At 64.4% G+C, this 26,731-nt stretch carries 21 protein-coding genes; 9 read left to right on the forward strand and 12 right to left on the reverse strand.

Features of this window, described 5'->3' with window-relative positions; genetic code table 11:
- Position 1 precedes the first annotated feature (1 nt).
- Genes ASE85_RS20125 through ASE85_RS20135 form a run of 3 tightly spaced genes read left to right on the forward strand, consistent with a single transcriptional unit; the run spans position 2 to position 3,335 of the window.
- Complete coding sequence (locus ASE85_RS20125; protein WP_056692971.1) at positions 2–973, forward strand: hypothetical protein; 972 nt, start codon at positions 2–4, stop codon at positions 971–973.
- A complete protein-coding gene (locus ASE85_RS20130; RefSeq protein ID WP_056692974.1) occupies positions 970–2,166 on the forward strand; it encodes a phosphotransferase family protein in 1,197 nt (398 codons plus the stop codon). Before ASE85_RS20125 ends, ASE85_RS20130 begins: the two co-directional genes overlap by 4 nt.
- The gene (locus ASE85_RS20135) at positions 2,163–3,335 is read left to right on the forward strand and encodes an epoxide hydrolase family protein (protein WP_056692976.1); all 1,173 of its coding nucleotides are present in this window, start codon (positions 2,163–2,165) and stop codon (positions 3,333–3,335) included. Before ASE85_RS20130 ends, ASE85_RS20135 begins: the two co-directional genes overlap by 4 nt.
- A gap of 81 nt (positions 3,336–3,416) precedes the next feature.
- Here ASE85_RS20135 and ASE85_RS20140 read toward each other — a convergent pair whose 3' ends face one another.
- Genes ASE85_RS20140 through ASE85_RS20155 form a run of 4 tightly spaced genes read right to left on the reverse strand, consistent with a single transcriptional unit; the run spans position 3,417 to position 7,706 of the window.
- Positions 3,417–4,601: a CaiB/BaiF CoA transferase family protein gene (locus ASE85_RS20140; RefSeq protein WP_056692979.1), complete on the reverse strand. Its 1,185-nt coding sequence runs from the start codon at positions 4,599–4,601 to the stop codon at positions 3,417–3,419.
- A gap of 1 nt (position 4,602) precedes the next feature.
- Positions 4,603–5,403, reverse strand: coding sequence for an enoyl-CoA hydratase/isomerase family protein (locus ASE85_RS20145; RefSeq protein WP_056692981.1), 801 nt, complete (start codon positions 5,401–5,403; stop codon positions 4,603–4,605).
- A complete protein-coding gene (locus ASE85_RS20150) occupies positions 5,390–6,907 on the reverse strand; it encodes an acyl-CoA synthetase (RefSeq protein WP_156358440.1) in 1,518 nt (505 codons plus the stop codon). The genes ASE85_RS20145 and ASE85_RS20150 overlap by 14 nt, the downstream gene beginning before the upstream one ends.
- Before the next feature lie 4 nt (positions 6,908–6,911).
- The gene (locus tag ASE85_RS20155; protein ID WP_056692987.1) at positions 6,912–7,706 is read right to left on the reverse strand and encodes an enoyl-CoA hydratase/isomerase family protein; all 795 of its coding nucleotides are present in this window, start codon (positions 7,704–7,706) and stop codon (positions 6,912–6,914) included.
- Positions 7,707–7,803: 97 nt separating this feature from the next.
- Here ASE85_RS20155 and ASE85_RS20160 point away from each other — a divergent pair, with 97 nt between their 5' ends.
- Positions 7,804–8,565: a glucose 1-dehydrogenase gene (locus tag ASE85_RS20160; RefSeq protein WP_056692990.1), complete on the forward strand. Its 762-nt coding sequence runs from the start codon at positions 7,804–7,806 to the stop codon at positions 8,563–8,565.
- A 13-nt stretch (positions 8,566–8,578) separates the two neighbouring features.
- Complete coding sequence (locus tag ASE85_RS20165) at positions 8,579–9,319, forward strand: antibiotic biosynthesis monooxygenase (RefSeq protein WP_056692993.1); 741 nt, start codon at positions 8,579–8,581, stop codon at positions 9,317–9,319.
- A 15-nt stretch (positions 9,320–9,334) separates the two neighbouring features.
- On the opposite strand, the gene ASE85_RS20170 is transcribed toward ASE85_RS20165, so the two are convergent.
- Positions 9,335–10,246, reverse strand: a complete 912-nt coding sequence (locus ASE85_RS20170) for a LysR substrate-binding domain-containing protein (protein ID WP_056692995.1) — start codon at positions 10,244–10,246, stop codon at positions 9,335–9,337.
- Positions 10,247–10,492: 246 nt separating this feature from the next.
- On the opposite strand from ASE85_RS20170, the gene ASE85_RS20175 reads away from it, so the two are divergent.
- The 4 genes from ASE85_RS20175 (at position 10,493) to ASE85_RS20190 (ending at position 17,324) form a co-directional block, all read left to right on the forward strand.
- Positions 10,493–13,690 carry an efflux RND transporter permease subunit gene (locus ASE85_RS20175; protein ID WP_056692998.1) on the forward strand — a complete coding sequence of 1,066 codons (3,198 nt, stop codon included), beginning with the start codon at positions 10,493–10,495 and terminating at the stop codon, positions 13,688–13,690.
- Positions 13,683–14,876, forward strand: a complete 1,194-nt coding sequence (locus ASE85_RS20180; RefSeq protein WP_056693001.1) for an efflux RND transporter periplasmic adaptor subunit — start codon at positions 13,683–13,685, stop codon at positions 14,874–14,876. Before ASE85_RS20175 ends, ASE85_RS20180 begins: the two co-directional genes overlap by 8 nt.
- A complete protein-coding gene (locus ASE85_RS20185; RefSeq protein ID WP_056693005.1) occupies positions 14,866–16,278 on the forward strand; it encodes an efflux transporter outer membrane subunit in 1,413 nt (470 codons plus the stop codon). Before ASE85_RS20180 ends, ASE85_RS20185 begins: the two co-directional genes overlap by 11 nt.
- 293 nt (positions 16,279–16,571) lie before the next feature.
- On the forward strand, positions 16,572–17,324 hold the full coding sequence (locus tag ASE85_RS20190) for a MucR family transcriptional regulator (protein WP_056693008.1): 753 nt from the start codon (positions 16,572–16,574) through the stop codon (positions 17,322–17,324).
- 40 nt (positions 17,325–17,364) lie between these two features.
- On the opposite strand, the gene ASE85_RS20195 is transcribed toward ASE85_RS20190, so the two are convergent.
- The 7 genes from ASE85_RS20195 to ASE85_RS20225 all read right to left on the reverse strand — a co-directional run bounded on the left by ASE85_RS20195 (position 17,365) and on the right by ASE85_RS20225 (position 26,731).
- Positions 17,365–19,236, reverse strand: coding sequence for a bifunctional sugar phosphate isomerase/epimerase/4-hydroxyphenylpyruvate dioxygenase family protein (locus ASE85_RS20195; protein ID WP_056693010.1), 1,872 nt, complete (start codon positions 19,234–19,236; stop codon positions 17,365–17,367).
- A gap of 21 nt (positions 19,237–19,257) precedes the next feature.
- A complete protein-coding gene (locus ASE85_RS20200; RefSeq protein ID WP_056693014.1) occupies positions 19,258–20,130 on the reverse strand; it encodes a shikimate dehydrogenase in 873 nt (290 codons plus the stop codon).
- A 71-nt stretch (positions 20,131–20,201) separates the two neighbouring features.
- The gene (locus tag ASE85_RS20205; RefSeq protein ID WP_056693018.1) at positions 20,202–23,153 is read right to left on the reverse strand and encodes a TonB-dependent receptor domain-containing protein; all 2,952 of its coding nucleotides are present in this window, start codon (positions 23,151–23,153) and stop codon (positions 20,202–20,204) included.
- Between the two features lie 98 nt (positions 23,154–23,251).
- Entirely contained in the window at positions 23,252–24,550 is a 1,299-nt protein-coding gene (locus tag ASE85_RS20210) for an MFS transporter (RefSeq protein WP_056693020.1), read from the reverse strand.
- Positions 24,547–25,005: a type II 3-dehydroquinate dehydratase gene (locus ASE85_RS20215; RefSeq protein ID WP_056693025.1), complete on the reverse strand. Its 459-nt coding sequence runs from the start codon at positions 25,003–25,005 to the stop codon at positions 24,547–24,549. Before ASE85_RS20215 ends, ASE85_RS20210 begins: the two co-directional genes overlap by 4 nt.
- A 98-nt stretch (positions 25,006–25,103) precedes the next feature.
- Complete coding sequence (locus ASE85_RS20220; protein WP_056693147.1) at positions 25,104–26,189, reverse strand: hypothetical protein; 1,086 nt, start codon at positions 26,187–26,189, stop codon at positions 25,104–25,106.
- An 11-nt stretch (positions 26,190–26,200) separates the two neighbouring features.
- The gene (locus ASE85_RS20225; RefSeq protein ID WP_056693030.1) at positions 26,201–26,731 is read right to left on the reverse strand and encodes a DUF3237 family protein; all 531 of its coding nucleotides are present in this window, start codon (positions 26,729–26,731) and stop codon (positions 26,201–26,203) included.

Raw genomic sequence — 26,731 nt, forward strand, 5'->3', positions numbered from 1 at the left:
CATGACAAGCATCCATGACGACCTGCCCCACCCCGTCCCGGCTTTTGCGCAACTGCGCTACAAGGAGAATTATTTCTTCATCCTGATCGCGCCGGAAAGCGACGCCTTCGGCGTCTTTCACCTCAATCATGAACCGGGCCATGACCGGGCGCGCTACACCGCCAATCTGGAAGTGGCGGGACAGTCGATCCGCTATGCCAATATTACCCCCTTCCCCACCGATTTCGAGCATCAGCGACGGATCGGCGATGGCGCGCTGTCGCTCCATTTCGCCGAGCCGCATCGCCGGTTCGAACTGGCGCTGAAGACCGACGAGGTCGACCTGACGCTGGCCTTCACTGCGCGGCGGGCAACGTTCGATTATGCCGCCTGCCGGACCGTCGGCAACCCCGCGCCCTCCTTTCAGGAGGTGATGACGCTGGGCCTCAACCTGCCCTATAATCACCAGCAGCAGGCGCTGGACGCACAAGGGCGCATCCGCTTTGCCGACGGCCAGGAGCGGGCGATCGGCGGCAGCGGCTATCGCGACCATAGCTGGGTGATGCGGTCCGATTCCGGGGGGCTGACCCACAATTGGTGCGGGCTGAATTTCCCCGGCCGCAGCTTCGGCATCAAGACCATTTCCACCACCCACCGGCCCGGATTCGTCGCCAAGGAAGGCTATGTCGTGGACAGCGATGGTCCGCGCGCGCTGCGGCGGATCGAGGTGCGGACGGAAGGCGAGATGGCCGATGGCCTGTGCGCCAGACTGATCCATGAAGTCGAGGATGTGTTCGGCGCGCGCTATACGATCGAAAGCGACATAGCAGGCCGGTTCGCCCATGTGCCGCTGGTGTCCGAAGCGCCGACCGGCAAGGCGAGTTTCCACATAGTCGAGAATTTCTGCCCGTTGCGCCTGATCGAAACCGGCGAGCGGGGCGAAGGGCTGGTGGAAATCGGCCGCAGTTCAACCTTGGGAGGGCCTTATTCATGAGCATCGGCACCGCCAATCAGTTGCGGCTGGTCCGCGACGCCGTCGGACGGCTGGACGCCGACGCGGCGGCCAAGGATGCCATCGCCATGCTGCTGGGCGACATCATCACGCAGGAGGCGCTGATACTGCCGCGCGGGTCGGTCGCGGACGAGATGGCCTATCAGCGCACTTTCGAGCAGGTAGCGAACAGCGAAAGAGGCAGCCGAAAGCCTGGCTCGACCGATGAGGCGCTCGATCGCGCCGCGCTGGCCGACTTCCTCAATCGGGCGATACCGCACGAAGGCGACATCACCGTGCGATCGGCACAGACGGTATCGCGTGGCATGTCGAAAAAGACGGTGCTGGTGACGCTGGACGGTGCGAAGACATTGCCGGCCGACCTCGCCCTGCGGGTCGATCGCACTGCCAATAATTATCTGGGCACGACGGTGATCGACGAATGGGGGCCGCTGCGCCTGCTATGGGATCATGGGGCGCGCATTCCCCAGCCCTTCGTACTGGAACCGAGCGGCACGGTGATCGGCGATCCCTTCATCGTCTTCGCTCGCGCATCCGGGGCGCCGGTAGGCAGCATCTATGTCCCGCCCGGTCCCAATGCAGCATTGCTGGCCGATACCGCCGGCTGCATGGCGAGGATTCATGCCGTCCCGGTGACCGACTGGCCCCGCGCCGACCAGCCGCAGGGCGACGCCTTTTTCGACGCGCAATTCTTGGAATATCGCGCGGACTGGCACGCTCTGGGCGCAGGCAATGCGGTCATGGATGCCTGTTTCGACTGGATCGACCGGCATCGCGCGCAGGCCTATGGCCCGGCGGCGCTGACCCATGACGACTTCAACTATAACAACATGTTGGTCGAAGGCGACCGGGTGGCAGCGGTGCTGGACTGGGAGTTCGCTCATGTCGGAACGCCGGCGGCGGACCTCGCCTATCTCTGGTATGCGGCGCAAAGCATGGGCAGCTTCGGCGATTTCCTGAAAGCCTATGCGGATGCCGGCGGCTGGCTGCCACCGCAGGAGCAACTGGATTTCTATTTGCTCTGGGGCCAGTTGCGGCTGGGCGTGATGGGACACAAGGCGGTGCGCAATCTGGAGGAAGGGCATTTTGACGATGTCCGGTTCGGCATGGCGCGCTGGCATCGGCGACAGGCGCTGTTTCGTCTCGGCGACCTGCTGGATCGGCTGGGGGCATGAGCATCTATCCGCCGCCGCTCGACGCTGCGCAGGGCAATGCCATCCTGCCCTTCACCCTCGACGTGCCGCAAGCCGCGCTGGACGATCTGGCGGCCCGACTGGCACGGATACGCTGGCCGGACCGGGAGACGGTGGACGACTGGTCGCAGGGTGTGCCGCTGGCGCGGATGCGCGTGCTGGTCGACCATTGGCGGGGCGCCTATGACTGGCGGCGATGCGAGGCGGCCGTCAATGGCTGGCCCAATTATCGCACGGCGATAGACGGCCTCGGCATCCATTTTCTGCATATCCGGTCGCCGCATCCAGACGCCATGCCGATGATCTTGAGCCACGGCTGGCCCGGCACGTTCCTGGAATTTCTGGAGGTGATCGGACCATTGACCGATCCTACCCGTCATGGCGGCCGAGCGGAGGATGCCTTCCACATCGTCATTCCATCACTGCCTGGTTATGGATTATCCGATAAGCCTATCGCGACCGGCTGGACGGTGGAGCGGATCGCGCGCGCCTGGGGCACGCTGATGCAGCGGCTGGGCTATGATCGCTACGTCGCGCAAGGCGGCGACTGGGGATCGGCGATCACGCGGGCGATGGCGGTGCAGCGAGTACCGGGACTGGTCGGAATCCATCTCAACATGGTGGTCTGCTTCCCGCCGCCGGACGAGGATTTCACCGACGCGGAGGCGCAGGAGGCTCGCGACGTGGCCGAAGCGCACAAGCAGACCGGACTGGGCTATTCCACCCAGCAGAGCACGCGGCCGCAGACATTGGGCTATGCGCTGGCGGACTCGCCGGTCGGGCAAGCGGCGTGGATCTACGAGAAATTCCAGGCATGGACCGACCATGATGGCGATCCGGAACAGGCGCTGGATCGTGATGCGATGCTCGACACGATCATGCTCTACTGGCTGACCGACAGCGCGGCGTCCTCCGCGCGGCTCTATTGGGAAAGTTTTCGCAGTGCCTTCGGCAATGCGCCGATCGACCTGCCGGTGGCGTGCAGCATCTTCCCGGCGGAAATGCGCCGCCCGCCGCGCCGCTGGGCGGAGCGGGTCTTTTCCGACATCATTTACTGGAACCGCGCGGCCAGAGGCGGGCATTTCGCCGCCTTCGAACAGCCCGCGACCTTCGTGGAAGAGGTCCGGGCCGGACTGCGCAGCCTCCGCTAGACTGCGGTGACTTTGCGTTGACCCACACCGTCATTGCGAGCGCGGCGAAGCAATGACGATTCAACCTCACGTCATCCCGCTCTAAATCACCCCGGCGGCGCGCAGGCCGGCAATTTCCTCCGGCGCAAACCCAGCCTCCGCCAGAACCGCGTCGCCATCCTCGCCGGGGCGCGGCGGTCCCTTGCGGATTTCGCCCGGCGTCTTGCTGAAGGTGACGGGCGGCTTCACATAAGGAAGCGGCCTGGCCAGCCCCTCCACCGGTACTTCGACCAGAAACTGGTCCCGCACATGGGGATCGTCCAGCGCCTCCTGCGGCGTCAGCAATGGACCGGCGGGAATGCGGTTGACCTCCAGGATCGGCAGGATTTCGGCATTGCCATATTGCCGTGCCCAGTCGGTCACGATGGCGCTCAAGACCGCGCCATTTTCGGCACGCAGTTCGTCATTGGCGAAGCGCGGGTCGTCCACCAGATCCTCCCGCCCGATCATGCGCATGAAACGGCGGAACATGGGGTCGCCCAGCGCCACCATATAGACCCAGCCATCCTTCGTCTGAATGAGGTCCGCCGGGCCACCCGACTGCGCGCGGTTGCCGGTGCCGACCCGGTTGGTCTGGTTGCAATATTGGTCGAACAGGAAATAATTGCCGACGGTCAGCGCGGTCTGGAGCAGGTTGGTTTCGACCTTCTGGCCCTCCCCCGTGCGGTCGCGATGGTGCAGCGCCGCCATCGCCCCGAACGCGGCGAGGAAGCCGGTGCTCATGTCGACCCAGGCCGAGTTGTGCTTCATCGGCTTGCCGGGATCGCCGCTGATATGGGTGAGGCCGCTCATCACCTGCGCGATCGCATCGAAGCCCAGCCGATCGGCATAGGGACCGTCATTGCCGAAGGTCGTCATATGGACGAAGATGATGTCGGGCTTGATCGCCGCCATCCGCTCATAGTCCAGGCCAAGCGATGCGGCCGTCCGGCGAGGCAGGTTGGCGACGACGATATCGGCGGTCGGCAGCAGGCGATCGAACACCGCCCGCCCCTCTTCCTTCGACAGGTCGAGCGAAAGGCCTCGCTTGTTACGACCCAATTGGGTGAAGCCGACGCCGCCATGGAACCCGTCCTTGAAGGGCAAGGTGCTCCGGTCCTCCGCGCCGCCGGGGGTTTCGATGCGGATCACGTCCGCGCCCAGATCCGCCATCAGCACCGTGGCAGCCGGCCCCGCGACGAAGCGGGTGACGTCCAGTATCCTGATCCCGTCCAGCAAGCCTGTCATGTCATCGTCCTTTGAAATTGGGGGCGCGCTTTTCAGTGAAGGTGGTGACGCCCTCCGCGAAATCCTGCGTGGCGGCGCACAGGCCGGCGGCCCGCCCCTCCAGCGCCAGTTGATCGGTCAGGGCGTTGCCCGACGCGGCGTTGAGCAAGAGCCGGGCCTGCCCCAGCGCCACGGTCGGCGCGGCGGCAAGGCGACGAAGCAGCGCCTCCGTCGCCATGTCCAGTTCAGCATCGGGATGCAGCCAGGTGGCAAGGCCGCAATCCAGCGCCTCCTGCGCGCTCAGCCGATCGCCCAGCAGGCACATCTGCTTCGCCTTGCGCATGCCGACGATGCGCGGCAGGTGCCAACTGGTCGCGCCGTCCGGGCTGGTGCCGATCCCGGCATTGGCCACCATGAAAAGGGCGGTGTCGGAAATGATCGCGAAGTCGGCCGCCGCGACATAGCCGATGCTGGCCCCTGCGCAGGCGCCACGCACCTTGGCGACGATCGGCTTTGGCATCCGCTCCAGCAGGGCGAAAAGCGGCAGCGTGTCGAGAGCCAGCGTTTCGAACAGGGCACCGCGCTCTTCGGGCACGATATCGGCACTGCGCGCGAAGGCCTTCACGTCGCCGCCGGCCATGAAATGATCGCCTGCCCCCGTCAGCAGGATCACGCGCACATCGTCGCGCCGCTCGCACTCCCGCAGGAAGGCGATCATGCCCTCGACCATGGCCGACGTCAGCGCGTTGCGGGCGGCAGGACGATTGAAGATGATGCGGGCGATGCCCCCGTCGATGTGCGTGAGCAGTTCAGGCTCTGACATGCGCTTCTCCTGATGACGCCGGCCAGTAGCGCGCCTTCAACAGGCGTTTCAGCAACTTGCCGGTGGGTTCGCGCGGCATGTCGGCTTCGAAGTCGATGCTGCGCGGGCATTTGTTGGTGGCGAGCCGTTCGCGGCACCAGCCGATGAGTTCATCGGCCAGCGCCGGACCGACCAAGGCGAGATCGCGCGGCTGGACGACCGCCTTCACTTCTTCGCCATATTCGGGGTTGGGAATGCCGAAGACGGCGACGTCCTGTACGGCGGGATGGGTACTGAGCAGGTTTTCCGTTTCCTGCGGGTAGATGTTCACGCCGCCCGCATTGATGACATAGTCGCGCCGGTCGGTGAGGAAGAGATAGCCGTCCGCATCGACATGCCCGATATCGCCGAACGTCGCCCAGCCGCGCGCGTCATAGGCGCGGCCAGTCTTGTCCGGATCATTGTGATAGGCGAAGCCACCGCAGCCTTCGAACATGACGAGGCCGGTCTGCCCGGCACCGAGTTCGCGCCCGTCATCGTCTACGATATGCAGGATGCCGCGCGTGGCCCGCCCGACCGACCCTTTCCTTTGCAGCCATTCCTGCGGGCCGATCGCGGTCTGCCCGACGGATTCGGAGCCGCCATAATATTCGTGAAGGATCGGTCCCCACCAATCCATCATCGCGTCCTTGACCGGTACCGGGCAGGGCGCGGCGCTGTGGATGGCGAAGCGGTGGGCGCTGTCATCGAAACGGCGCTGATCGGGGTCCAGTTGCAGCATGCGCACGAACATGGTGGCGACCCACTGACTATGGGTGACGCGATAGGTTTGAAGCGCACGCAGGGCTGCGGCGGCGTCGAATGTCTCCATGATGATGGCCGTGCCGCCGGCCTGCTGCACCGCCATCGTCCATTTGAGCGGCGCGGTATGATAAAGCGGCGCGGGCGACAGATAGACGGTGTCGCGATCCAGTTGGAACAGATCGACCAGCGTGGCGGTGAGCGGGTGCGGCGCCCCGATCGGTGCGGGGATCAGATGGGGCGTGATCCCCTTGGGACGCCCGGTCGTGCCGGCGGAATAGACCATGGCGCTGCCGCGCGTTTCATCCGGGATCGGCGTGGCAGGCAGCGGCGCGATGGCGCGATCGTAGCTGTCGCCGAGGAGGAGCAGTTCGACGTCGGCGCCGAGCAGCGTGGCAATGCCGTCATGATCGACCGAGGGCGATGCGAACAGCAGCGTGGCCCCGCTGTCGCGGACGATATAGGCGGCCTCATCCGCCTTGAGCCGCGTGCTGATGGGGACGAAGAGCAGGCCGGCATTATAGGCGCCCCAGGCGATCTCATGATAATGGGGGCTGTTGTCGATCCAGAGGGCAACGCGGTCGCCCGGTCGCAACCCGCGCGCGCGCAGCAGGTGCGCGACGCGATTGGCGCGCTCGTCCAGTTCGGCGAAGCTGACCGCCTGCCCGCTGCCCGCCATGATGATCGCGGGGCGGCTGTCCTGTCTGTAATCGCGCGGGTGCATGGGTTCAGCGATTGTTGAAGCTGGCCTGGCGCTTCTCCTTGAGCGCGGCGAGGGCTTCCTTCAGATCCTCGCTGGTCATGGCATATTGTTCCAGCGCCATGGCGAATTCGAAATGGTCGAGCGCGGCGCGCTGCATGCTGTGGTTGAGCGCGCGCTTGGTATATTGGACCGCGAGCGGCGGCAGCGCGGCGACCTTCGCCGCCAGTTGCTGCGCCAGTGGCAGTGCCTGTTCCGGCTCGTCCACCAGTTCGCTGATCGCGCCAAGACTATGCGCTTCCTCTGCGCCGATCGGGTCGCCGGTCAGCAGATGACGCTTGGACTTGAGCAGGCCGAAGGCAGCCGGCCAGACCAGCGTGCCGCCATCGCCCGCGACCAGACCGACCTTCACATGCGGATCGCCGATCCTGACATTGCGTGATGCGACGATGATGTCCGCCGACAGCGCCAGCGACGTGCCGAGGCCATAGACATCGCCTTGCAGTGCGACGATCACCGGAACGGCGATTTCCGCCATGCCATGGATCACCCGGCGCCCATTGTCATAGGCGTCCATGCGCGCGTCATAATCCTCGATCAGGCGATGAATCTCGTCGAAATTGCCGCCGGCCGAAAAGCAGCGACCAGTGGACGCGATAACGAGCGCGCGCAGCTTGCCGGGACGGCGCAGCCTTTCGATCACCGACACGATTTCGCCGGTCATCACCTCGTCCATGGAATTCAGCACATCGGGGCGATTGAGCGTCAGCGTCGCCACATGGTCCTGCTCTGCATAGATGATGGACGTGAAATCGCTGGCCATGTGCCCTCCCCAAATTTTGATTGTCTGTGTATGATAATCTTGCGAACTTATTTTGCAATCCGTATCGTTACCTTAAATCGGATCGTGGAGAGGATATATGGCAAAGCGGTTTGACGGGCGCGTCGCGCTGGTCGTGGGCGGTACATCGGGGATCGGTTTGGCGACGGCGCAGGCCTTTGCGACGGAAGGCGCGAAGGTGATGATCGCCGGGCGGCGCGTGGCGGAGGGTGAGGAAGGCGTCTCGGCGATCCGCGAGGCCGGCGGCACGGCCGGTTTCGTGCAGGCGGATATCACGCAGCCCGAATCGGTCGCGGCGATGGTGGCCAGGACGGTCGAAACCTTCGGCGCCCTACATGTCGCCTATAATAATGCCGGCATCACCGGCACGGTGAACCTGTTCGTGGAGGATGCCGACCTTGTCATGTTCGAACAGGTGATGGCGATCAACGTCACCGGCACATGGCTGGCGATGAAATATCAGGTGCCCGCCATCCTGGCGTCCGGCGGCGGCGCCATCGTCAATTGCGGATCGGTGGCGGGGCTGCGCGGCAGTCCGGGATGCAGCGCCTATTATGGCAGCAAGCATGCGGTGCTGGGCATGACCAAATGCGTGGCGCTGGAAAATGCGGCGCGGGGCATTCGCGTCAATGCCGTCTGTCCCGGTCTTGTGATGACCGATCTGGTCGAAGCGGGCTTTGCCGGCGCGGAGGCCAAACTGGCGATGCTGACCGCGAGAATCCCGATGCAGCGACCCGGCCTGCCGCAGGAGGTGGCGGGCGCGGTGCTATGGCTGGCGTCGGAGGAGGCGAGTTTCATCAACGGTGTCGCTTTGCCCGTCGATGGCGGCACGGCAATCTGAAGGGGAGTAGAAGATGGAGAAAATCTACGGCTTCGTGCCGATTGCCATTCACGACGGCGATACCGCCGCATTTGAGGCGGCGGCGCGCGCCTGCCACGATGCCATCCTGCCCGACATCACCGGCACACAATATTATGAATGGTATTTGAGTGCCGACGGGCGGCAGGCCTATGTCATTGAGGTCTATGACGATCCGGCCGCGCTGGCGCTGCATGGAAAGATGCAGAATGGCCGGGTGGCGGAGGTCATGGCCCATGCCGACCTGTCGATCAGTTTCGCCGGGCAGGTGCCAGATGCGGTACAGGATCGAATGCGGCAGAAGCTGGGTCGCGCGGACTATTTGGGACCGCTAGCCTTCGGCCGGATGACCGATCCGGCGCCGCATCGCGTTCCGCCACCGGGCGACGAACGGCTCTGCGCGCTCGCCTGGTTCCGGCCGCATGGGGGTCAGGCCGAACGGTTTCGCGATCTGGCGCGGCAGGCCTATGATCAGGCTAGCACCCTCGATCCCGGCACGTTCGGCTATGAATGGTTCTTCGACGCGGATGGCAATTGCGTGGCGCTGGACGTCTATCGCGATGCCGATGCGATGCTGGCGCATATGCGCAATTGCGGACCGATCATGGCGCAGATGCTGGAGATTGCCGACGCGCGCACGATCCTGTTCGGCGCGCTGCCGCCGGAGATCGAGGCGCGACTGCGGCCGGAACTGGGTATCACCCGCTATCCCCGCCGATTGCACGGGATCGGTTGACGCATGCCTGCTGTTTCAGGCCATCGGAACGGACGGCCCCGCGCCTGACCGCCGGATCGCATCCTGAAAGGCACGCGCGGTCGGCGGAAGCTCGCTCTTGTGTATCATCCACAGCCGGGTGCGAAAGGCCGGGACGAGCGGGCGCAATATCACCTTGTCGACATGAAGACGCGAGAGCGAGCGCGACAATATGGTGGCGCCAAAGCCAGCTGCGACTAAGCCTAGCAGGGTAGCGAAACTGCCGACCTCCAGCGCGATGCTGGGGCGGAAGCCGGCCTGTTCGCACAGGGCGAAGAAATGGTCGTTGAAGTCCGTGCTGCTGGTGGTGGCGTAAAGGACGAAGGGAACACCGGCGAGATCGGCGATGGACGGATCCGCCTCGCGCCGGGCGAGATCATGATCCTGTCGCATGGCGAGCAACATATCCTCCTCCAGCAACCATGTGGCGCTGAGTCCATCGGGCACGGTCGGCGGCGCGACGCCACGAATGATGCCGATGTCCAAATCCCCCCGTTCGATCAACGCGATCTGATCGTCACGCCCCAATTCCTGCACGCGCAGGTCGACATGGGGAAAGCCCTGGCGGAAATCATAGAGCGCGTCGGCGATCTGCGGCACGAAGGGGGCAGAGGCGGTAAAGCCGAGCGCGAGCCGGCCGAGATGGCCGTTCTGGGTCCGTCGCGCGACCTGCGCCGCGTGATCCGCCTGTGCCAATGTCTTGCGCGCCTCGGGCAGGAACAGCCGGCCCGCCTCCGTCAGGGCGACGCGGCGGCTGGTCCGGTCGAACAGGCGCGCGCCCAGTTCATCCTCCAGCGCGCGGATCTGTTGGCTGAGTGGTGGCTGCGACATGCCCAAGCGACGGGCCGCCCGGCCGAAATGCAATTCCTCCGCCACGCAGAGGAAATAACGCAGGTGCCGCAAGTCCATAAGATCAGGTCGCCATAAATATCAATCATGCTTTACTAGATATTGGACACGAAATAGACAACTGCCCATAGGCCGCTTCAAGGGTGGCGTTTTGAAACCATAATAGATGCCTTCGCACAGCATGACGCAGGACATGGCGGTTCGACCGCCTGTATGCGTTGTTCCCCGTGCGGCCCTGGTTAAACGGAGAGGCGGATATGCACGACCGGCGGTTCTGGCCGGCGTGACGAGTGCGGGAGTCCTGGTTTGATCGGTATCGTCAAGGTTGCGCTGCATCGGCCGTTGACCTTCATCGTGATGGCGATCCTGATCGCGATCGTCGGGATCATGGCGGCGGTGCGCACCCCGGTCGATATCTTCCCCAATATCCGTATCCCGGTCATCGCCGTGGCCTGGCAATATTCAGGCCTGCCGCCGGAGGATATGAGCAACCGGATCGTCACCCCCTATGAGCGGGTGCTGACCACGACGGTCAACGATATCGAACATATCGAAAGCCAGTCGATGCAGGGCATCGGCATCGTGAAAATCTACTTCCAGCCCGGCGCCGACATCCGCACCGCCACCGCGCAGGTGACGTCGGTGTCGCAGACGGTGCTGCGCCAGATGCCGCCAGGCGTCACCCCGCCGCTCATCCTGAACTACAGCGCGTCGACCGTGCCGATCCTGCAACTGGCGCTGTCGGGGCAGGGCCTGTCGGAACAGCAATTGTTCGACCTCGGCCAGAACCAGGTCCGGCCGCAGCTCGTGACCATTCCGGGCCTTGCCATGCCCTTCCCGTCGGGCGGCAAGCAGCGACAGATTCAGATCGACCTCAATCCGGTCGCGCTCCAGTCCAAGGGGCTGACCGCGCAGGATGTCGGGACCGCGATCGCCGCGCAGAACCAGATCAATCCGGCCGGTTTCGTGAAGATCGGCGCGACGCAATATAGCGTGCGGCTGAACAATGCGCCGGGTACGATCGAGGCCCTGAACGATCTACCTGTGAAGGTGGTGAACGGTGCCACCATCTATATGCGCGACATCGCCTATGTCCGCGACGGCAACGGCCCGCAGACCAATGTGGTCCATGTGGAAGGCCGCCGGTCGGTGCTGCTGACCGCGCTGAAGAACGGCGCGACGTCGACGCTGGCGATCGTGGACGGCGTGAAGGACACGCTGCCCAAGATCAGCGAGACATTGCCCGATAGCCTGAAGATCCTGGTGATCGGCGACCAGTCGCTGTTCGTGAAGGCGGCGGTCGAGGGCGTGATCCATGAAGGCGCGCTGGCTGCGGCGCTGACGTCGCTGATGATCCTGCTATTTTTGGGAAGCTGGCGGTCGACCGTCATCATCGCGCTGTCCATACCGCTTGCCATCCTCGCGGCGGTGGCGGCGCTGGCGATGTTCGGCCAGACGCTGAACGTCATGACGCTGGGCGGGCTGGCGCTGGCGGTCGGCATCCTGGTCGATGATGCCACGGTGACGATCGAAAATATCAACTGGCATCTGGAACAGGGCAAGGGGGTGGTGGAATCCATCCTGGACGGCGCGGCGCAGATCGTGACGCCGGCTTTCGTATCGCTGCTGTGCATCTGTATCGTGTTCGTGCCGATGTTCTTCCTGCCGGGGGTCGCTGGCTTCCTGTTCGTGCCGATGGCGCTCTCTGTCGTGTTCGCGATGATCGCCTCCTTCATCCTGTCGCGGACGCTGGTGCCGACCATGGCCATGTATCTGCTGAAACCCCATGTGGAGCATGGCGATGCACATATGGCGGGCAGCGCCATGTCGCGGAACCCGCTGGTTCGGTTTCAGCGCGGCTTCGAACGGCAATTCGAAAAGGTCCGCAGCAACTATGTCAGCTTGCTGCGCGGAGCGCTGAATGCGCGCAAACCCTTCCTGCTGGGCTTCATGGGGATCGTCATCCTGTCCTTCGCCCTGTTGCCGATGCTGGGCAGCAACTTCTTCCCGGCGGTGGATTCGGGCCAGATCGCCATGCATGTCCGCGTGCCGGTGGGCAGCCGTATCGAGGATACCGCCGCCCGCTTCGAGCGGATCGCCAGCGCGGTGAAGGATATGGTGCCGGCGCAGGAACTGGGCGCCATCACCGACAATATCGGCCTGCCGGTCAGCTCCATCAACACCGTCTATAACAATAGTGGCACGATCGGTCCGCAGGACGGCGACATGATGATCGCGCTGAAGCACGGCCATCGCCCGACCGACGAGATCGTCGGCAAATTGCGCGAGGAATTGCCCCGTCGCTTCCCCGGCACGACCTTCGCGTTCCTGCCGGCCGACATTACCAGCCAGATCCTGAATTTCGGCGCGCCCGCCCCGATCGACATCCAGATTGCGGGCAAGAATGCGGCGGCCAACCGCGCCTATGCGCAGAAGCTGCTGGCCAAGGTCGCGACCATCCCCGGTCTGGCCGACGCACGGATCCAACAGCCGGGCCGGTCGCCGCAGCTTAACGTCGATGTCGATCGCAGCCGGGCGGGCCAATATGGCCTGACCGAACGGGACGTGACGACCAGCCTTGCCAGTTCGCTGGCGGGCACCGCGCAGACCGCGCCGGTCTTCTTCGTCGATCCCAAGAGCGGCGTTTCCTATCCGGTGGTGGCGCAGGCGCCCGAATATCTGATGGGGTCGATCAGCGACCTGTCGAACGTGCCGGTGTCGGCAGCCGCCAGCGCCAATGGCGCGGTGCAGCCGCTCGGCGGCCTTGCTACGATCGAGCGGTCGAACACGGTGCCGGTGGTGTCGCACTATAATATCGCGCCGGTGCTGGATATCTATGCCACGGTGCAGGGTCGTGACCTGGGCGCGGTGGCGGGCGACATCAATGCCGCCATCAAGTCGCTGGAGAAGGAAGAGCCAAAGGGCGCGACCATCACCATGCGTGGTCAATATGCGACCATGAACACTGCCTTTTCTGGCCTGGGCTTCGGTCTGGCGGGCGCGATCGTGCTGATCTACCTGCTGATCGTCGTCAATTTCCAGAGCTGGGTTGACCCGTTCGTCATCATCACCGCCTTGCCCGCTGCGCTGGCCGGCATCGTATGGATGCTGTTCGTGACCGGCACCACTTTGTCCGTTCCAGCCCTGACCGGTGCGATCATGTGCATGGGCGTCGCCACCGCCAACTCGATCCTGGTTGTCAGCTTCGCGCGGGAGAAGCTGGCCGAGCTGGGCGATGCCACCGCCGCCGCGATGGAAGCCGGCATGGTCCGCTTCCGCCCGGTGCTGATGACCGCGCTGGCGATGATCATCGGCATGGGTCCGATGGCGCTGGGACTGGGCGAAGGCGGCGAGCAGAATGCGCCGCTGGGCCGGGCAGTGATCGGCGGCCTGATCTGCGCGACCATCGCCACCCTCTTCTTCGTCCCCGTCATCTTCAGTTTCGCCCACCGCCGCCACAAGGCCGCCGACCCCCAGATGGAAATGCAGCCCAGCCATGTCTGATATCATCCCGGAACAGAATCAATCCGTCACCGGCCCGGACAGCCGAACGCTCAAGCGCATCGGGATCGGCGCCGCCGTGATCGCCATCGCCGTCGTGGGCATCGGCATGGCGACTCGGATCAGCGCGACCAACGAACTGCGCGGCACCGCGGAAAAGGCCGCCATTCCTTCCGTCGCGCTGGTGTCGCCGAAACAGGATGCGAAGGGCGGCGCGCTGGTGCTGCCGGGCAATGTTCAGGCCTATAACAGCGCCGCCATCTATGCCCGGACCAACGGCTATGTCAGCCGTTGGCTGGCCGATATCGGCGACAATGTGCGTGCCGGCCAGTCGCTCGCCGTGCTGGACGCGCCGGAAATCGACCAGCAACTGGCGGCTGCGCAGGCCGATTACCAGACCGCACTGGCGCAGCAGCGACTGGCCGGCACGACCGCCAAACGCTGGGCCATGATGCTGGCCAAGGATGCGGTGTCGAAACAGGAATCGGACGAGAAAAATGGCGACCTGGCCGCGCGATCGGCCGTCACCAACGCCGCGCTGGCCAATGTGAAGCGCCTGCGCGCCTTGCAGGGCTTTACCCGGCTGGCGGCGCCGTTCGACGGCGTCGTGACCAGCCGCTCGGCGCAGATCGGTGCGCTGGTGGTGGCCGGCAATGCCGCGTCGCAGCCCCTGTTCACGGTGTCCGACGTGCATCGCGTGCGCATCTATGTCCGCGTGCCGCAAGGCTATTCGGCGCAGGTGACGCCGGGCATGGCCGCCACGCTGACCCTTCCCGAATATCCCGGCCGCACCTTCACCGCCAGGCTGACCAGCAGCGCCGGCGCAGTCGATGCGCAATCGGGCGCGGTGCTGGTACAGTTGCAGGCCGACAATCCCGATCGGGCATTGAAGCCGGGCGCGTTCGCGCAGGTCAGCTTCAATGTCGGCCAAGGCGGTGGCAATGGGATGTCCCTGCCGGGCAGCGCCATCCTCTATGGCAATGACGGCCCGACCGTGGCGCTGGTAGGCCGCGACAATCGCGTGACCGTGCGCGCCGTCACCATCAGCCGTGACGAGGGCGCGACCGTGCTGGTATCGGGCGGCATCAAGCCGGGCGACAAGGTGATCGATTCCCCGCCGGATTCGATCCAGTCCGGCGATAGGGTGAGCGTGGCGTCAGGCGGCAAGGGGACGGCGCATGCGGGGTAAGCGGGTACGGCGCGCGCTGACCGGTCTGAGCCTTGGCCTGTTGGGCGCCTGTTCGATGGCCCCGGCCTATCAACCGCCGCAGATCGCCGCGCCGGAAATCTACAAGGAAATGGCAGGCTGGACCCAAGCGAAGCCGATGGACGCCGCGCCACGCGGGCCGTGGTGGAGCATGTTCGGCGACCCGGTGCTCGACGATCTGGAAGCACGGGCGGAAGCGGCCAGCCCGACGCTGGCGGCAGCGCTGGCCCGTTACGATCAGGCGCGCGCGGTGGCGCGGGTCGAAACGTCGGACCTGATCCCGACCATCAATGTCGGCGTCGATGGCAGTCGCCAGCGCGTATCGGGCAATCGCTTCCAGGGCAATGGCGCCCCACGAACCTATAATGACTATTCGGTCGGTGCGGCGCTGGACTATGAACTGGACCTGTGGGGCCGCGTCCGCAACAGCGTGAACGCCGCGCGGGCCGACGCGCAAGCGAGCGAAGCCGATCTCGCTGCCGCACGGCTCAGCCTCCAGGCGTCGGTGGCCGATGCCTATGCACGGCTGCGGGGCCTGGACGCGCAGGCGGACCTGCTCCGCCGGACGGTCGAGGCGTTCGATCGCGCTTATCGACTGACAGACACGCGCCATGAAGGCGGTATCGCATCGGGCATCGACGTCAACCGAGCGCGCACGACACTGAGCAATGCCAAGTCGCGGATGTCGGCGGTCGCCAACGAACGGGCGGCGACCGAGCATGAACTGGCGGCACTGACCGGGACGGTCGCCTCCAATTTCTCGATCGCGCCAAAGGTGCAGCCACTCGGCGCGCCCGATGTGCCGGCCGGTGCGCCCTCTACCCTGTTGCAGCGGCGGCCGGACGTGGCGGCTGCGGAGCGGCGGATGTTCGCCATGAACGCCCGCATCGGCGTGGCGCGCGCGGCCTATTTCCCGTCGCTGACGCTGGGACTGAGCGGTGGCTGGCAGACGACCCATGGCCAGTTGCTGACGGCGCCCAACAATGTCTGGGGCCTCGGCCCGCTTGCCGCCGCGCTTACCCTGTTCGATGGCGGCCGACGCAAGGCGCAGGTCAAATTGTCGCGCGCCGAATATGAGGAACAGGCGGCCAGCTATCGCGCGACCGTGCTCGGCGCCTTTCGCGAGGTGGAGGACGGGATTGCCGCGCTACGGCACCTGTCGGTCCAACTCGTTGACCAGCGCGACGCGGCGCAGGCCGCGCAGCGAACCAGTGACCTGGCCCTCACCCGCTATCGCGATGGTGCGTCCGACTATCTGGAAGTCGTCACAGCCCAGACCGATGCTCTCGATGCCCAGAGCGCTTTGCTGAGCGCGGAAATTTCGCGAATGCGTGCCAGCATAGCACTGGTCAAGGCTGTAGGCGGTTCGACCAGTCCGGCCTGATCGGGACGGAAGGTGGACGGCGACATGGCGGTTGCCGTCCGCTCTCGACACTATTCCGCCCCTTTCTTCTATCCTGCATCCTTGCAGACTGCGGTCGTCCGGCACGACAATTGATGACATGCAGCAATCGTTGCGATGCAGCAATCATCACCCGGATGTCTATGCCACGAATAGTCCGAAAAACCTCTCTCGACGCCACTTTGACAACTGGCCGAGATCACGGCACAAGAAGCGCTGGCCCATTCGATAAGGACGCACAATGCTGGGCCATTTTGTCTGGATAGGATATTATCATGGCCGACGCCGAACAGCCCGATTATACGAGCCTGACCGTCCAGTTGCTGAGCGCTTATGTCGCCAACAACATAGTCGCCAGTGAAGATCTGGCCACATTGATTCAATCGACGCGCGCTGCATTGATCGCCGAAACTGCACCAGCCGAACCGGAAACGGTCGAACATGTCCCTGCGGTCAGCGTGCGCAAGAGCATCGCCTCGCGCGACCATATATTGAGCCTGATCGATGGACGGCCGTACAAGACGCTGAAACGGCACCTGGCAACGCATGGTCTGACCCCGGCCGATTATCGTGCCCGTTATGGCCTGCCCGAAACCTATCCAATGGTGGCGCAGGCCTATTCCGACCAGCGCCGCGCCGTGGCGCAGAAGCTGGGCCTGGGCCAGCGCGGTACGCAGGCGCGCATCGCGGCTGCATCCGCCGCCGCTCCGGTTGCCGAGGCCAAGGCTTCCGCGCCGGAGGCCAGCACCGACAAGGCGACAAAGCCCGCCACCACTTCCCGGAAAAAAACCAGTGCCAAACCCGCTGCTGCCCCGACTGCCAGCGTGCCGGCCGTGAGCGAAGCGCCGGCAGCCAAGCCCGCCGCGAAAACAGCCGCGCGCAAGCCCAAGGCCGCAACGCCGGCAAAGTCCGCGCCGGTTGCTGCGGAACCGGCCAAGGCCAAAAGCGCCGACATGGCACCCGCCGCGACGAAGGCACCGCGCAAGAAGCTGGGTATCAAGGCAGCGAAGGCCAGTGCCGCATCCTGATCGAATGCAGGCGCCGCACCCACGCACGGTGCGGTGCCCGTCAGGCCGGATCGGTGGCGGCCAGCTTATAACGTTCCTGCGACGCCAGCCGAATGCTGGCATTGGGCGCGCCATAGCCTTCATAACCGTGGCGCTCGACAAATTCGAAGAAGAAGCGCTTGTGGAAGGCACGGCTGTAGAGTTGGAGATAGTCGCCGCCGGTACCGTCCGCATCATAGAAGATGTGCGCCCCCGCCAGTGCTTCGCGCCGTTGCTCGTCAAGGCCGAAACGCGCCGCGACATCATCATGATAATTGGCAGGGATCGGCAGGATTTCCGCACCGCCGCGTACCATATCGGCGGCACGCGCCAGCAGGTCGGGGCTGGCGAGCGCAATATGCTGATAACCGCCGCCGACATTATGTTCGACAAAGCGCGACGACAGCGTACCGACCGCTTCGGAAGCGTTGAGGGTGATGCGCAGCGCCCCGTCCGCCGATTGCAGCGGCTGGCTGAGCACCAGTCCCGACGGGTCGATCACATCCGCCTGGAAACTTTGCTGCAAGCCGAACAGCGAGCGCCAATAGAGCTGCCAGGACAGATATTCCTCGATCCGCACGACGGCGGCGAGATGGTCGATACTGAGCGGTGCCGCGTCCACCATGGCACCGGTCGGGCGGAACTCACGGTCCCACATGGCGTCGACTTCGTCTTCACCGATCAGATAGACCAGACTTCCGCCAATACCGCGCAGGGCAGGGAAAGCGAGGTTGCCCGGTGCGTCACGATCATCCGCCGCGGCAATGCCAAGATGATCCGCGCGCGTGGCGACCGCATCGCGATCCGGGACCACCAATCCGACAGCACAGATGGACGGACCATGGGCGACCCGGAAGTCATGGCCAAAGCCCTTTGGCTGAGCGTTGATGACCAGATTGACCGATCCCGCCTGCCAGCGGCTGACCGCCTTGGTCGGGTGAAGGCCGGTACGCACGAAACAGAGCGAGCCGAACATCTCCTCCAGCGCGGCGACATCCCCGTCGTCGACCGCAAATTCCACGAATTCGGGGCGCGCATAGGCCGGCGGCGCTGGCGTAGCGGCGGGCCGGTCCAGCAGGCGCAGCGCCGCATCCTCGACATGGCGCAGCGAACGCAACCCGTCAGCCGCGATCAGGTCGGCGGACCATCCACGGAAACGGTCGTTGAAGATTTCGAGCGAGAGTGGCCCGGTATAGCCTGTCGCCAGTATCTCGGCGACATAGTCTTCCACCGGCAAGCCACCCTGCCCCGGAAAATTGCGGAAGTGGCGGCTCCAGTAGAGCAGGTCCATGTCCAGTTTCGGCGCGTCGGCCAATTGCACGAATGCGATCTTTTCGCCCGGAATGGCGCGGATGCTGTCGCTGGGAATGTTACGCGACAAGGAATGGAAACTGTCGAGGATGATGCCGACATGGGGATGGTCGACCGCCTCCACGATCGACCAGGCGTCCCGATGGTCGAAGACATGACGACCCCAGGCAAGCGCTTCATATCCCACGATGATATCGTAGCTGGCGGCCAGTTCGCCCAGTTGCTGGAAGTCCGCGACGATGCGGTTGCGCTCCCCCAGCGCATGGGGTGAACAGTTGGAGCAGACGAGGATGTGGCGGGCGCCGAGGTCGCCCATCAGGTCGAATTTCGCCGCCGCCCGGTCGAAGGCGCGCTGGCGCATGGCGCCGGGCATGCCCTCAAAATCACGAAACGGCTGGTAGAGCATGCAGGACAGGCCAAGATCGTCCAGCATCGCCCGCACTTCGCGCGGACGCAGCGGTGAAGCGATCAGGTCATTCTCGAAAATCTCTATCCCGTCGAAGCCGGCGGCGGCGGCGGCGCGCAATTTTTCTTCCAGCGTCCCGCTCAGCGATACGGTGGCAATGCCGAATGGCAGGGTCATGGCAGGCCTCTCCTTCTGTCTTCAACCTTGCAGCGCGGCGTGGAAATTGGCCCGCATGCGCACGGGATCGGCGATCAGGCCGGTAAAATGGTGGAAAGCGCCGACCGCCTGAAAGATGGTCATGCCGCTTCCGTCGAGCGTGGTGCAGCCGGCTTCCCGCGCTTCCCGCAGCAACTGGGTTTCCAGCGGGAAATAGACGATGTCCGTGACCCACCGCCGGGGGTCGAGCAACGCACGAGGGATGGCCGATCCGGGATGGACCGCCATGCCCATGGGGGTAGCATTGACGATGCCGTCAGCCCAGCCGATCGCCGTGCCCAAATCCTGCCCCACGATCGCACGGCCAGCGCCATGGACGGCGCACAGCGCATCGCAAAGCGCTGTTGCGCGATTGTCGTCGGGATCGAACAGGGTGAGTTGCGCGACGCCCAGGCCCATCAATGCATGGGCCGTCGCCGCCCCTGCCCCGCCCGCGCCCATCTGCACCACGCGGTCGGTGGCGGCGCCCAGCGGCAGGCCGGAGCGGAGATTTTCGGCAAAGCCGGTGACGTCCGTATTATAGCCGATCCGCCGGCCATCGCGGAAGACGACGGTGTTGACCGACCCGATCTGCGCCGCCTGTGGTGACAGTTCATCCAGATGGGCGATCACCGCCTGTTTGTAGGGGTGGGTGACGTTGACGCCTGCGAAGCGGGCCAGTTGCAGCGCGTCGAGCAGGCGCGGCAGGTCTTTGCCGTCCATGCCATCCGCCGCAAAATCGAACAGGCGGTAGATCAGGCGCACGCCCTGCGCATCCGCTTCGCTTTCATGCAGGCGCGGCGTCAGGGATGCCTGGATATCCCGCCCGATCAGGCCGGTCAGATAGCGGGCGGGAACGGAGCGAGGCTGGGTCAATGTGGAATCATCCGATTGGGAGAAAATGTCCCCGCCGCCCGATGAGCCGGGCGGCGGAGCAGGCGGAGAGATCAGAATTTGAACTTCGCGCCGACATAGAAGGAGCGGCCCACCATGTCGTAAGTGCCCGCATCCGTGCCGTTCTGCGAACTGGCGACGAAGGGGATGGCCTTGTCGAACAGGTTGGTGATGCCACCGCGCAACTGCATATTGTCGTTGATGTCGAGCGTAGAGAAGACATCGAACAGATTATAGGGCTTCACCCCGACCTGTTCCGCCGCCGGCGTCGTGATCGCGCTGATGTCGCGCAGCTTGCCCTGGTAGCGCCAGCGCAGGCCGATGCCGAAGACGTCGGAACTGTAGCCGACGGTCGTCAGCGCCTTCCACTTGGGCAGCGGGCGTCCCGGCGTGCTGGTGCCGACGAAGTCCTGCGATGCAGAGCCGGGCAAAGTCTGAACCTTGTAATGGTTCAGCCAGCCGATGGCGGACGAGGCGTAGATTTTGCCCGAACCGTCACCGATGCCGGCCTCCGACAGTTTCAGCGACCAGTTGACCTGTACATCGACGCCGTCCGTATCGAGCGCGCCAAGGTTCAGATAGGGCTGGGCAATGGCGACGAGCTGACCTGTCGGATCGCGCTGGACCAGTTGGCAGAATTCGTTGCTGTTGGAGTAACTGCTGTTCGATCCATCCAGATTATAGCATTTGGCCAGGACGGTCAGGCCATTGATGGTCGAAATGACGTTACGGATCTTGATGTTGTAATAGTCGACCGAGAAGGAGAAGCCCGACAGCCAGGGTGACGAAAATTTGGGATTGAGAACGAAGCCGACATTGAAGGTATTCGCCTTTTCCGGGGTCAACGCGCTGTTGCCCTGGATATTGCCGCCGGTGGCGGTGGTGGCGAATTGATAGGCGTCGATCGCGGCGGCCGGAATGCCCTGCGCCAGGCAGAGATCACGCACCTGAGCGCCATTGGCCCCGGTCCGGGCCGAGGAGCGGACGTCGCACGGATCGCCGATGGCGGCGGGCGGCGTACCGATGGCGAGCTGCGATCCCGTCACCGGCGAGAAGAGTTCGCCGATATTGGGCGCGCGCACCGCACGCTGGTAACTGCCACGGATCAGCAGCGCATCCACCGGTTGCCAGCGAGCGTCGAATTCGTAGCTCTTCACGCTGCCGGTCGTGTTGTAATCCGAATAGCGGAAGGCGGCGCCGACACCGAGTTCATGGAAGAAGGGCGTGTCAGACAGCAAAGGCACGTCGATCTGCGCGGCGAACTCCTTGACGCTGATCTCACCCTGCGCCGGGTTGGAGCCGACGACGGCCTCGATATTGTTCGACACCAGATCGGGGCTGGGGTCATATTTATACGTATTCTTCCGATAGCCGGCGAGCAGGGCAAGCTGGACCGGGCCGGCGGGCAGATCGAACAGCGGACCATTGACCTGACCCTGCACCTGCGTCTGGGTCAGCCGTTCGCGATTTTGGACGGTCGCGGTGATATATTGCTGGCATTCGCGCGACAGGCTAGTGGCGTTGGTGATGCCGAAGGGATTGAAACCGCCGGCGCAGAGCGAAGCACCGCCATCGGCCGCATTGAGCAGGGTCTGGACACGCGATTTCAGCACCGCATTGAACATCGACTGGTTGTGGACCGTCTCGTCATAGGAGACGAAGCCGTCAAACTTCCACGACCCGGCGATCGTGCCTTTCAGGCCACCCAGATATTGCTGGACCCGGTAATTCTCCTCCCAGCCCTTGTCGCCGACACCGACATAGCGGCCGCTCCAGCGGAAGGGTGCCGTCGGATCGCCGCGAGAGGCCAGCAGCGTGCGCAGGTCGGTCGGGATGAAGGGATTGGTGACCGGAATGGTGGTGAAGGGCGCAAACTGCGTCAGGCTGCTGCCGCTTTCCGTGGTGACGGTGGAATCGACATAGAAGAACTGGCCATAGGCGGTCAGGGATTCCGTCAGGTCGAACTCACCCTTGGCAAAGGCCGACTTGCGTTCGAAGGCGTTGAGAATCTGAAGCTGCGGGCCGACCGGCATGCGGACATTGCCGCCGACCACGGCATAGGCGCCGTCGGTCGGCCCCTTGTAATTGATCGCCCCGGTCTGGGCGAAGAGCGAACCGTCATTGTTGAAGCCAAGGTTCAGCGTCGGATTGATCGCGCTGGTCGCGCCATAGCTGGCGAACAGGCCATTGAGCACCGCTTGGTTCGGCAGGTTCAGCGCATTGGGGACGAAGGCGCCGGTGCCAATGAAGGAGGACGGCACCTTGTCGGCGAAGAAGTCACGCTGCGAACCCGAAAGCGGATCGCGCTGGCCATAGCTGAGCGCCAGCATCAGGCGGCCGCGATCGTCGGCGAATTTCGTGCCCAGCGCCAGCGAGGCATTGAACTTGTTATAGTCGCCGCGGAAGCTGTTGCCGTTCTGGATGTCGGCGCGGATGCCGTCGAAATATTTGTCGGTCTTGAAATTGACCACGCCCGACATCGCGTCCGACCCGTAGATCGCCGATGCGCCACCGGTGATGACGTCCACCGATCCGATGATGGATTCCGGCAGGATGTTGATGTCGACATTGCCGTTGATGTCCGACAGCGGAAGGCGGCGGCCGTCGAGCAGGACGAGATTGCGGTTGGACCCAAGGCCGCGCAGGTTGAGCGTGGCGCGCCCACCGCCCCCCTGACCACCGGTGCCGGCGTTGCCCGACGGGGTGAAGCCGGGCAACTGGTTCAGCGAATCTTCCAGCGTGATCTGCCCGCTTTGCTGCACCAGCTCGTCAGACACAGTGACGATCGGGCTGACCGCGACATTGTTCGGGCGAGCGATCAGCGATCCGGTCACGACGATGTCGGCGGTCTGCTGCGCGTCGGCGGCGGGCGGGGCCAGCGCGGTGGCGGCTTCCTCTGCCGGCCCGGCCTGATCCTGCGCCCAGAGCGGCGCGGCAAAGGCGCCCAGCGTCAGTGCGGCCAGCGATCCGCCGACGCGAAGCTGATTGGTGAAACCTGTCTTCATTCCATCCTCCCATTATTATTACTAACTAGTTCGTACATAATTTCGCGCGACCCGAGGCTCTATTGGCCCTTCGGGCTATATTCTGAACTGTTTGCCGGTCAGTCCATGTCCACCCGGCGCACATCCCCCACGATGAAGATGTAGGCGGCGGCCCCGATCAGCGCGAGCACCCCGATAAAGGCGAGCGCGCCGTAGAAGGAGCCGGTCTGCCCCACGATCACGCCCACCACGATCGGCGTCACGATGCCGGCCAGGTTGGCGCAGAGATTGAAGACGCCGCCGGTCAGGCCGATATATTGGCGCGGCGCGACGTCCGATATCAGCGTCCAGCCCAGATTGACCATGCCCTGCCCGAAAAAGGCGATCGACATGATGGCGATGACCAAAGTGTTGCTCTGGACGAAATTGGCCGCGACGATGGTGGAAGCCAGCAGCAGGCCCGCGACGATCGGCAACTTGCGCCCGATATTGGCTGAACCAGTGCGGCGGATCAGCATGTCGGACACCTGCCCGCCCAAAAGCACTCCGGCCGACGCGGCAATATAGGGCAGCACCGCGAACGTGCCGGACTTGAGCCAGTCCATGCCGCGCTCGGTCGCCAGATAGGTCGGGAACCAGGTGAGGAAGAAAACCAAAGTCGAGTTGCCGCAGAATTGGCCGATCGAGGCGCCCAATATCTGGCGCTTGCCCATCAGCTTGCGCACATTGGCCCAGGAAAAAGGGATTTTCTCGTCCGCCTTGGCTATCGTCAGGCCACCGCCCGCCTGGATATGGGCGAGTTCGGCAGCGTTGATGCGGCTACTCTCGCCCGGATCGCGATAGCGGGCGTACATGAGCAGGCCGAACGCCATGCCCAGCACGCCGGCAATCACGAACAGGGCGCGCCAGCCGAAGCTGCCCACCACCCAAAACAGGACCGGCGCGAAGAAGGCAAGGCCCGCATATTGCCCCACGGCATAGACGGAATTGGCCCGCGCCCGTTCATCCTGCGGGAACCAACTGCTGAGAATGCGGCTGTTGCAAGGGTAGCAAGGTGCTTCCGCAACGCCCAGCGCAAGGCGGAAGCCGAACAACATTGCCACATTCCCGGCTAAACCGTGGAGCAAAGTGAAGAAGGACCAGAGGATCAGCGACCCGGCATAGGTGATGCGTGTGCCGAGCCGGTCGAGCAGCAGCCCGCCCGGAATCTGCGACGCGGCATAGGTCCAGGAAAAGGCCGAGAAGATGAAGCCCATCATTTCGGGCGAAATATGGAGTTCCGCTGTCAGCGATGGGGCGGCCACGCCCATGACGGCGCGGTCCATATAGTTGAGCAAGGTGGCAACGCTGATCAACGCCAGCACGCCGATGCGCGCGCGGGTGGGCCGCAACAGCGTGGCGGGATCGGCCACCCTCATGCCGCGTTCCGCCGCTGCCCAAGGTGCAGCAGATGGCGCACGGCGAGCGGATAGCCGTCCGTGCCCATGCCAGACAGCATCGCCGTGGCGGTGCGAGTCACGATGGAACGAGTGCGCCATGCCTCGTCCCGGCGGTGAATATTGGAAATATGAACCTCCACGATCGGGCAATCGCACATTTTGAGCGCATCGAGCATGGCATAGCCGGCATAGGAAAAGGCCGCCGGGTTGATGACGATGCCCATCGCACCGACGCGCGCCTCATGCAGCCAGCCGACCATGTCATGTTCGGCATTGGTCTGGCGGAAGATCAGGTCAACGTCCCAGCCCTGCGCCTCAAGGCGACAGGCGGCCTCGACATCGGCAAGCGTCTCGGCCCCATAGATATGCGGTTCGCGCACGCCCAGATGGTCGAGATTGGGACCGTTCAATATGTAGATGCGCTGCTGGCCCATGACTGGCCCGATCCTCCCCGTCTGCCGGAATATGTTTCCCGATCTTGCAGAATCACATCTACGCCAGTCCGAATATTTCGGCAAGCGAAATGTACGAACTAGTTCATACGATGTTTTGGCAAACGAAGGACGGCGATCCGATCAGCCTGGTAGGAGCCGAGCCACAGGTCGTCGCCCAGCAACACAGCCGCCGACACGCCGTTGAAGGCCGGGTCGGGCATGCCATAGGCGATCAGCGAAAAGCGCCGGCTTTCCGGGTCCAACTCCGCCACGACATAGCCGCGAGGACAGAGCATGCCATCGGCGATGCCGTTGACGATCTTGCGCAGGCCGCCGCAGGCCGGTTCGTCCCGCACCATGCCGGCGAGCAACAGCTTGTCGCCGTCCCAATGGATATTGTCGGGCATGAATTCGGGCGCCTGCGCACGCCAGAGCGGCTGGCGCGTGTCGTTGCGGGCATAAGCGACAACCTCGCGCAGACCAAAGCCGATGACGTAGAAGCCGCTGTCGTCACGCGCCGTTTCCAGCCCGTTATTACCGGGCAGTTCGGTGCCGGGCAGCAGGCGGAAGGCGCGCTCCTGCGGGCCGCGCTGATAGACGCCGCCGGTCGTCCGGCCGAGCACGAAGTCGGTGATGCTGGTGCCGGGGCGCGTCAGCACCGTGGCGAGGACCGTGCCGTCGCTATAGGAGGCGACCGCATTGGCGACATGACCTTGGGGCATGGCAAGGCAGCCTTGCCAGCGCAGCGTCGGCGGCGCGGTGTCATTACGCGCGTCGATGGCGAATACCTCGATCGCTTCACGCCCGCCATGGTTGACGACCAGCAGCCGCCCCTGCCCCGCCCCCGTCATGCGCAGGCTGAGGCCGCGCGCGGTGAAGAGCGTGGGATCGGGCGGGGTCGCGCAATCGGGATAGGCCGGGTCGGGCGCAACCTGATCGGCGGCGGCGGTGAACCAGAAGCGCGCCTGCCGGGTGCGGCTGTCCACCAGCTTCAGCCCCGCGCCGGTCGCAAAGCCGCTAGCGACGATCCAGGGCGTGGCAGGAATATGGGCGAGGTCTTCCGACTTGTTGGCGCCACAGACGAAACTGAACTGCGCGGTCGGTGTGCAGGCATCGGCAGATGGCCGACCAGACGGCGATGTCGCGCAACCGGTGAGAGCCAGCATCGCGAACCCGCCAAGCATGGAAAGCCATTTCATGTGACGCGATAGACCCGGATGCGCACTGCGGGTTTCGGCGCATCGTCCGGCGGTGGCCCGATCGTGCCGATGAAGATCGCCTGATTGAGCCAGTCGTGCGGGCCGATCGGCGCTTCGAAACTCGGCACAGTGCGCAGATAGCGGCTGGCCGCGCCGGGCACCCGGCTATTGGTCAGGCCGACATTGCGGACATGAATGAGCGTGCCATCGTCGGCGCGCATCATATAGTCGGCCTCTATCACGGTCCAGTTGTCAGCGCGCTGCAACTGCCAGTCCGCCCCGCCTGCGACCACTGTGCCACGGATGCGCGGCCCGGCGAAGGTGCCGCCGATAATGGGTACCCTGCGGCGGGTGCCGATCGGGGTCCGGCCGATCTCCTCGGTCGGTTCGAGCGTCACGATCGCTTCATAGACGAATTCGAGGCCGGGCACGTCCGGCGTGGCGGCCCATCCCCTGCCCGCCCATGTCGAGGCCGCGACGATGCCACCCATCGCGGTCAGAACCGCCCGCCTGCCTTGATCCGCCAT

The sequence above is a fragment of the Sphingobium sp. Leaf26 genome, assembly GCF_001421665.1.
Taxonomy (GTDB): Bacteria; Pseudomonadota; Alphaproteobacteria; order Sphingomonadales; family Sphingomonadaceae; genus Sphingobium.

What these genes read in the sequence shown, in the direction of transcription:
- ASE85_RS20125 (WP_056692971.1), top strand. Translation starts at nt 2, where the DNA reads ATGACAAGCATCCATGACGACCTGCCCCACCCCGTCCCGGCTTTTGCG.
- ASE85_RS20130 (WP_056692974.1), top strand. Translation starts at nt 970, where the DNA reads ATGAGCATCGGCACCGCCAATCAGTTGCGGCTGGTCCGCGACGCCGTC.
- ASE85_RS20135 (WP_056692976.1), top strand. Translation starts at nt 2,163, where the DNA reads ATGAGCATCTATCCGCCGCCGCTCGACGCTGCGCAGGGCAATGCCATC.
- ASE85_RS20140 (WP_056692979.1), bottom strand. Translation starts at nt 4,601, where the DNA reads ATGACAGGCTTGCTGGACGGGATCAGGATACTGGACGTCACCCGCTTC.
- ASE85_RS20145 (WP_056692981.1), bottom strand. Translation starts at nt 5,403, where the DNA reads ATGTCAGAGCCTGAACTGCTCACGCACATCGACGGGGGCATCGCCCGC.
- ASE85_RS20150 (WP_156358440.1), bottom strand. Translation starts at nt 6,907, where the DNA reads ATGCACCCGCGCGATTACAGACAGGACAGCCGCCCCGCGATCATCATG.
- ASE85_RS20155 (WP_056692987.1), bottom strand. Translation starts at nt 7,706, where the DNA reads ATGGCCAGCGATTTCACGTCCATCATCTATGCAGAGCAGGACCATGTG.
- ASE85_RS20160 (WP_056692990.1), top strand. Translation starts at nt 7,804, where the DNA reads ATGGCAAAGCGGTTTGACGGGCGCGTCGCGCTGGTCGTGGGCGGTACA.
- ASE85_RS20165 (WP_056692993.1), top strand. Translation starts at nt 8,579, where the DNA reads ATGGAGAAAATCTACGGCTTCGTGCCGATTGCCATTCACGACGGCGAT.
- ASE85_RS20170 (WP_056692995.1), bottom strand. Translation starts at nt 10,246, where the DNA reads ATGGACTTGCGGCACCTGCGTTATTTCCTCTGCGTGGCGGAGGAATTG.
- ASE85_RS20180 (WP_056693001.1), top strand. Translation starts at nt 13,683, where the DNA reads ATGTCTGATATCATCCCGGAACAGAATCAATCCGTCACCGGCCCGGAC.
- ASE85_RS20185 (WP_056693005.1), top strand. Translation starts at nt 14,866, where the DNA reads ATGCGGGGTAAGCGGGTACGGCGCGCGCTGACCGGTCTGAGCCTTGGC.
- ASE85_RS20190 (WP_056693008.1), top strand. Translation starts at nt 16,572, where the DNA reads ATGGCCGACGCCGAACAGCCCGATTATACGAGCCTGACCGTCCAGTTG.
- ASE85_RS20195 (WP_056693010.1), bottom strand. Translation starts at nt 19,236, where the DNA reads ATGACCCTGCCATTCGGCATTGCCACCGTATCGCTGAGCGGGACGCTG.
- ASE85_RS20205 (WP_056693018.1), bottom strand. Translation starts at nt 23,153, where the DNA reads ATGAAGACAGGTTTCACCAATCAGCTTCGCGTCGGCGGATCGCTGGCC.
- ASE85_RS20210 (WP_056693020.1), bottom strand. Translation starts at nt 24,550, where the DNA reads ATGAGGGTGGCCGATCCCGCCACGCTGTTGCGGCCCACCCGCGCGCGC.
- ASE85_RS20215 (WP_056693025.1), bottom strand. Translation starts at nt 25,005, where the DNA reads ATGGGCCAGCAGCGCATCTACATATTGAACGGTCCCAATCTCGACCAT.
- ASE85_RS20220 (WP_056693147.1), bottom strand. Translation starts at nt 26,189, where the DNA reads ATGCTTGGCGGGTTCGCGATGCTGGCTCTCACCGGTTGCGCGACATCG.
- ASE85_RS20225 (WP_056693030.1), bottom strand. Translation starts at nt 26,731, where the DNA reads ATGGCGGATCAAGGCAGGCGGGCGGTTCTGACCGCGATGGGTGGCATC.